The organism is Phytoactinopolyspora endophytica (assembly GCF_004138495.1).
Lineage (GTDB): Bacteria > Actinomycetota > Actinomycetes > Jiangellales > Jiangellaceae > Phytoactinopolyspora > Phytoactinopolyspora endophytica.
Map to the genome: position 1 here is coordinate 93,176 of NZ_ML142855.1, position 6,510 is coordinate 99,685.

Annotated in this window: 7 protein-coding genes and 1 pseudogene; all 8 read left to right on the top strand. The window is 66.3% G+C overall.

Annotated elements, in window-relative coordinates:
* The first annotated feature begins 245 nt into the window (after positions 1–245).
* Positions 246–1,409, top strand: coding sequence for an L-threonylcarbamoyladenylate synthase (locus tag ELR45_RS37900; protein WP_205856636.1), 1,164 nt, complete (start codon positions 246–248; stop codon positions 1,407–1,409).
* 216 nt (positions 1,410–1,625) lie between these two features.
* On the top strand, positions 1,626–2,738 hold the full coding sequence (locus ELR45_RS15260) for an MraY family glycosyltransferase (protein ID WP_129667186.1): 1,113 nt from the start codon (positions 1,626–1,628) through the stop codon (positions 2,736–2,738).
* Between the two features lie 124 nt (positions 2,739–2,862).
* Complete coding sequence (locus ELR45_RS15265) at positions 2,863–3,378, top strand: Cg1360 family ATP-synthase-associated protein (protein ID WP_129667187.1); 516 nt, start codon at positions 2,863–2,865, stop codon at positions 3,376–3,378.
* Positions 3,379–3,609: 231 nt separating this feature from the next.
* A complete protein-coding gene (atpB, locus tag ELR45_RS15270; RefSeq protein WP_129667188.1) occupies positions 3,610–4,461 on the top strand; it encodes a F0F1 ATP synthase subunit A in 852 nt (283 codons plus the stop codon).
* Between the two features lie 57 nt (positions 4,462–4,518).
* Positions 4,519–4,743 carry a F0F1 ATP synthase subunit C gene (gene atpE, locus ELR45_RS15275; RefSeq protein WP_129667189.1) on the top strand — a complete coding sequence of 75 codons (225 nt, stop codon included), beginning with the start codon at positions 4,519–4,521 and terminating at the stop codon, positions 4,741–4,743.
* Complete coding sequence (locus ELR45_RS15280; RefSeq protein WP_205856637.1) at positions 4,740–5,324, top strand: F0F1 ATP synthase subunit B; 585 nt, start codon at positions 4,740–4,742, stop codon at positions 5,322–5,324. Before atpE ends, ELR45_RS15280 begins: the two co-directional genes overlap by 4 nt.
* The gene (locus ELR45_RS15285; protein ID WP_129667191.1) at positions 5,324–6,130 is read left to right on the top strand and encodes a F0F1 ATP synthase subunit delta; all 807 of its coding nucleotides are present in this window, start codon (positions 5,324–5,326) and stop codon (positions 6,128–6,130) included. The genes ELR45_RS15280 and ELR45_RS15285 overlap by 1 nt, the downstream gene beginning before the upstream one ends.
* A gap of 53 nt (positions 6,131–6,183) precedes the next feature.
* Positions 6,184–6,510 (top strand): annotated as a pseudogene (locus tag ELR45_RS40925) (F0F1 ATP synthase subunit alpha); the annotation flags it as partial.

Consider the following 6,510-nt stretch of genomic DNA (forward strand, 5'->3'; position numbering starts at 1 on the left):
CCGGGGGCGTGGTGATCGCCGAGCATGCGGACGAACAGGGGGAGTCGGCCCCTGCGGTGTTCGCCGGCACTGGCAGGTGGTCCGACGTCGCCGATCACCTCGACCTCAACGAGCGGCCGCGCTACGTCACCGCCCGGCTGGCAGCCGGGTGACCGGGTGAGCGTTGCTCCTCCACCTCTGCGTGATCCGGGTCCGGGGGCGCCCCGGATAGGCAACGGTAGGCGGGACACGGTTAAATACACGGCGTGGCCCTGCTCTATGACTGCTCAGACCCGACCAAGCGGACCCGCGGCATGGGTGTGGCCGCGCGTGCGATCAAAGCCGGACGGCTGGTCGTGCTACCTACGGATACGGTCTATGGCGTCGGCGCCGACGCGTTCTCGCCTGATGCGGTGCGCAAACTGCTCGACGCCAAAGGCCGCGGACCGGACATGCCGGTTCCGGTCCTGGTCGGTTCCGCGGACGCGTGGACCGGCGTAGCGGTCACCAACGAGGCGTCGGAGGCGCTGGCCGCCGTCTTCTGGCCGGGTGGGCTGAGCCTGCTCTGCCACGAGCAGCCGTCGTTGGATTGGAACCTCGGCGACACCGGCGGCACCGTGGTGGTGCGTATGCCGGAGCACGACGTGGCGTTAGAACTGCTGCGAAAGACCGGGCCGATGGGCGTCAGCAGCGCGAACCTGTCCGGTCAGCCGCCCGCGCGGTCGGCCCAGGATGCACGTGAGCAGCTCGGCGATGCGATCGCCGTCTATCTTGAGGCCGGGATGACCGCCGCCGACGTCCCGTCCACGATCGTCGACGTCACCGGAGAGGTACCGCGGGTGGTGCGTGCCGGCGCGATCAGCCTGGAGCAGCTCCGCGAGGTCGTTCCGGAGATCATCGGCCCTGAGCAGGCCTCGACCGAGGAAACCTCGGCTGAGGAGGCCTCGACCGAGGAGACATCGGCGGCGACCGTGGAGCCGACCGGTACAGCGGCTGAGAAGGCAGCGGACACAGGCGAGCCCGCGACGGACGACCCGGCCGATGCCGTGACCGCCGAGTCGGCGTCGGGTGCCGGTGACGCCGAGTCCCGGAGCGACGCCGAGGCCGGCGCGGATCAGGGCGCGGCGAGCGGTCCTGAGGCCGACGATGCTGAGGTCGCCGTGGCTGAGGCTGACGGTTTCGAGATCGGCTCTGAGACCGACGATGTTCATGGCCAGCAGGCTGAGGACGGAGACTCTGAGGCCGGAGACTCTGAGGCCGGAGACTCTGAGGCCGGAGACTCTGAGGCCGGAGACTCTGAGGCCGGAGACTCTGAGGCCGGAGACCCTGAGGCCGGCGGCCCTGAGGTCGACGACGCTCAGGTCGACGGATCGCGGGGAAGCACGGATGCGGGCTCGTCGCACACTGCTGACGACACCGTCGAGAAGTAGGACACCCCGGCGCATGGGACCTCTCGACCTGCGCGACGCCGCGCGCTGCCGGGTGGACCGGCCGGCGCCGGCGGGGCATGGAGCCAACGGGTGTCGCCCGACGTCCGGATCGAGGGCATGGGCGGGACGTAGAGTTGCGAGCGTGAGCAAGGCCGGCTTGGTACGAGGTACCCGTGCATCGGTGCCGCCCGTGGGATGGAAAGGTGCTGTCGCCACGTGCGCGAGTACCTGCTGACATTCTTCGTCGCGGCCTCCCTGACCTACCTGGTGGTGGCGTTATGCGGGAGGATCGCCCACTGGGTGGGCGCGATCCCCCCACCACGCGATCGTGACGTGCACAAAGGCGTCGTGCCTCGTATGGGTGGCGTGGCCATGCTGGTCGGCATGCTCGGTGCACTGCTGGTGGCCAGCTATCTGCCTCGCATGCGCGATGTGTTCGTGGAGTCCACCGACGCGCAAGCGCTGATCACCGCCGCCATCGTCATCTGCCTGGTTGGCGTGGCCGATGACATCTGGGACCTGTCGGCGTTGGCGAAGTTCGCCGGGCAGCTTCTGGCCGCGGGGCTGCTCGTCGTTCAAGGCGTGGAACTGCTGTGGGTGCCGTTGCCGAACGGTGTCTTTACGCTCGATCCCTCGCAACGTGCGTTGCTGACCGTGCTGCTGGTCGTCGGGACCGCGAACGCGGTCAACTTCATCGACGGGCTGGACGGCTTGGCCGCCGGCGTGGTCGGTATCGGCGCGGCGGCGTTCTTCTCCTACACCTACCTGCTTGCGGTCGAGCAGGGCGACACACGGATGACCACGCCGGCGTTGGTCGCGGTGGTGCTGATGGGCATGTGCGCGGGGTTTCTCCCACACAACGTCTCACCCGCGCGGATTTTCATGGGTGACTCAGGGGCGATGCTGCTCGGCCTGCTGCTCGCCGCCGGTTCCATCACGCTCACCGGCCGGTCGGCGAGCCACGAGGTGGAAGAGACCACGTTCCTGCTCGCGCTGCTGCCACTTATCCTCCCGGCCGCGGTGATCGCCTTGCCCTTCCTGGACATGCTCCTGGCCGTGGTCCGCCGGACGCGGGAAGGACGGATGTTCAACTCGCCCGACAAGAAGCATCTGCACCATCGGCTGCGCGAGGTCGGCCACTCGGACGGCCGCGTAGCGGCGATCATGTGGGCGTGGGCAGCGCTTGTGGCCGGCGGCGTCGTCGCTATCGCGCTCGTCGGTGACTGGACCATCTATGCCTTGCTCGGCGTCGCGATCGTGGTGCTGATCGCGTTCACCACCCGCCGTCCCCGTCGTCTGTTGCAGCGTCGCACACCGGCCGCCGGGTGAGTGCCGGCCACCTTGCGTCCTGCACATCGAGCGGCCTGGGCCCCACGTTGCCGGACGCGATACGAGGGGCCGTGCGGAAGATCATTTAGGCATGGAGCTGGCGCAGCACGTAGGCTGTCTGCCCGTGTCCGAACCCACAACGCCGCCGCCGGGTGTGGCGGCATTCTTGGCGCCGATGCGGCGAGTCCTCACCATCACAGGTGTGGGGCTGACGGTTCTGTTGCCAGTGGGTGCGGTCCTCGGATGGGCGCTCGGAGGCTCCGAGGTCGGCCTGGGGATCCTCCTAGGGCTCGCGATCCCGGCCGCGTTCTTCGGCGCCACTGTACTGACAGGTGTACTGGCCGCCCGGTTGGACAACACCCGCTTCGTCGGTGTCGTCGTCGGATCGTGGCTGCTCAAGATCATCGTACTGATGGTGATCATGGCATTGGTGAAAGACGCGGAGTTCTTCGATCGGATGGCGTTCTTCGTCTCGTTCGTCGTCGGCGTCGCCGGGTGGCTGGCCGCCGAAGGGATCGTGGTGCTTCGCACCCGGGTCCCTTACGTCGATGTCTCCGGACAAAAGCCTCTGACCAGCAAGGACAGTGATAATGTGGCACTGGTTGAGGATGCCGCACAAGGGGAGGCCAGGGGTGTGTGAGGCACGCCCGTGGGGGCTTGGTATGGTCGGGGCGCCGAATGAGTGAACAGGCACATACTTCCCACGGTGGGGAGGGGATTGTCTGGCACATCATTGGCACCCTGTTCGCCGGGCCACTCCTGTACGGTCTGCTCGGCTTCGGGGTGGATAGAATCGCTGACGTGTCGTTCGGCGTGCCGACCGGCATAGTCATTGGTTTTGTCCTGTCGGGCTACATCATCTATACACGGTATGGCCGGGAAGCTGCCCCGGGCCTCGATCCCAACGGAGAAGACCCTGAGCGCGCTCACGACGACGACCTACCTCGCCGCTGAGGACGACGGATTCCACGCTCCGTCGCTGGTGGACTTCTTCCCTCCGGCGATCCTCTTCGAAGACACGATCTTCGAGTTCAACCGTGTCAACCTGGTTCAGCTGATCATGACCATTGCGGTCGCGTCGTTCTTCATCATCGCCTTCCGCAATCCCAAAATCGTGCCGAGAGGGATTCAGAATCTCGGCGAGCTGGCCGTCAACTTCGTGCAGGTCCAGATCATCGACACGATCATGGGCGCCAGCGGCAGGCGTTACCTGCCATACATGGTCACGCTGTTCTTCTTTATCCTGGCGATGAATATCGCCGGGGTCATCCCGTTCTTGAACCTGGCCGGCACCAGCGTCGTGGCAATCCCGATGATGCTCGCCGTGCTGGCATGGGTGGTATTCAACGCGGCCGGAATTCGCAAGCACGGCTTCGGCAGCTACATGAAATCCAACCTGTTTCCGCCAGGTGTGCCGAAGCTGATCTATGTTCTGCTGACGCCTATCGAGTTCCTGTCCACATTCATCCTGCGGCCGATCACGCTGACCATCCGTCTGCTGGCGAACATGATGGCCGGACACCTGATGCTGGTGCTGTTCTTCTCCGGCGCCAACTACCTGCTGCTGGACGCCGATACGGTGCTGAAGCCGTTCGGGCTCGGCGCGGTGGCGATGGGTTTCTTCATCACCGCGTTCGAGATCCTCGTCGCCGTCCTGCAGGCCTATATCTTTACGCTTCTCACCGCGCTCTATATCGCGGGTGCGGAGAGTGAAAGCCACTAACGGCACAGTCGACGTCCTGGTATCCCGCCTGGACGCCAACACAAGAAAGGAAACACCGTGGAGCTTCTCGCTCAGGTTGAGGGCAACGTCAACGCCATTGGCTATGGCCTCGCCGCGATCGGTCCGGGCATTGGCCTTGGCATCCTGATCGGTAAGGCGCTGGAGGGCATGGCCCGTCAGCCCGAGGCCACCGGCGTCCTGCGTGTCAACATGTTCATCGGTATCGCCCTGGTAGAGGCACTGGCCCTGCTGGGTATCGTCGCCGGGTTCCTCTTCACGTGAGTCATGACATGGTGCATGCAGCCGAAGGTGATGTGCCGGAGGGCATAGACCTCTTCATACCGCCGTGGTACGACATCTTCTGGAGCGCGGTGATGTTCGTCGCGCTCTTCTGGATCTTCTGGAAGTTCGTACTGCCGAACATGAAGAAGGCCCTGGCGGCCCGAAGTGAAGGCATCGAACAGAAGCTGGAGCAGGCGGAGGTCGAGCGTAGCGAGGCGCAGGCGTTGCTGGCGCAGTACCGCGAGCAGCTCGCCGAAGCCCGGGCCGACGCCGCTCAGATCCGGGCCGACGCCCAGTCCGAGCGGCAGTCCATCGTGGCCGAGGCCCGCACCGAGGCCCAGGAGGCCGCCGCGGCGGTCACCGAGCGGGCGGAGGTGCAGCTGTCTGCCGAGGCGGACCGGGTGCGCAACGTGCTCTCCCGTGATGTCGGGCGGCTGGCCACGGAGCTCGCGGAGAAGATCGTCGGTGAGACGCTCGACGAGCAGAAGGTCAACGCCACTGTCGAGCGCTTCATCTCCGACCTCGAGACCGTCGCCGCGGACGGCGAGACCGTCGCCGCGGATGGACAGGAGACACGCTGATGTTGGGGTCGAGCCGGACGTCGTTCTCCGCGGCCCGCGAGGCGCTCGGCGAGCGGGAGGTGGCAGGTCAGACTGAGCTGTCGTCTGAGCTCATCGCCGCGTCCAACGTTCTCGCCGGCGCGTCGGGTCTGCGCAACGCGCTCTCCGATTCGGGCACCGAGAAGGCGTCCCGGGAAGCGTTGGCGCGGTCGGTCTTCGAGGGCAAGATCGCCTTGGTCGCGATGGAGATCGTCGCCGACGCCGCCGGGCGCCGATGGAACAGCGGCCGCGACCTCGTCGAAGCCGTCGAAGGGCTCGGCTTCGAAGCCGCGTTGATCTCGGCTGAGGCCGCCGGCAGGCTCGACACGGTCGAGGACGAGCTGTTTCGGATCGACCGCCTGGTCGCCGGCGACGAGCAACTGCGACAGGCCCTGTCCGATCGGTCCGTCGATGCCCAGAAGAAGTCCGAACTGCTGCACGGCCTGCTCGAGGGCAAGGTGGACCCGGTCACGCTGGAGCTAGTCCGGCACCTGGTGCAGTACCCGCGCGGCCGTGACCTGGGCAACGCTCTGGCAGCGCTGGTCGAGCAGTCATCGCGACGTCGGGAGCGGTTGCTGGCGAAGGTGACGGTCGCGGCGCCGATCAGTGCGGACCAGGAGACCAGGTTGGCCGCGGCGCTGGGCCGGATCTACCGTCGGGATGTGGACGTCCAGTTGGAGGTCGACGCCGAGGTACTCGGTGGCGTCAAGGTCCGCATCGGCGACGAGGTCATCGACGGCAGCGTCGCTCATCGGCTTGAAGAGATACGCCGGCGGCTGGTCAGCTAGGCGTAAAACGTAACAATCCACGGGTTTCGAGGACGAAAGAGTAGGGACCAAAGATGGCGGAGCTGACGATCCGGCCGGAAGAGATCCGGGACGCGATCGAGCGACATGTCCAGTCGTACGCGCCGGAGGCCTCTCGCGAAGAGGTCGGCCGGGTTGTGGACGCCGGCGACGGCATCGCTCACGTCGAGGGACTTCATTCGGCGATGGCCAACGAGCTGCTGGAGTTCGAGAACGGCACGCTGGGCCTGGCACTCAACCTTGAGGAACGCGAGATCGGCGTCGTGGTTCTCGGTGAGTTCAAGGGCATCGAGGAAGGACAGACGGTACGCCGCACCGGTGAGGTGCTCTCCGTGCCGGTAGGCGACGGTTTCCTGGGGCGC

Excerpts from the sequence above, each read along its gene's own strand:
- ELR45_RS15285 (WP_129667191.1), top strand. The coding sequence starts at position 5,324 with ATGTTGGGGTCGAGCCGGACGTCGTTCTCCGCGGCCCGCGAGGCGCTC.
- atpB (WP_129667188.1), top strand. The coding sequence starts at position 3,610 with ATGGCCGGGAAGCTGCCCCGGGCCTCGATCCCAACGGAGAAGACCCTG.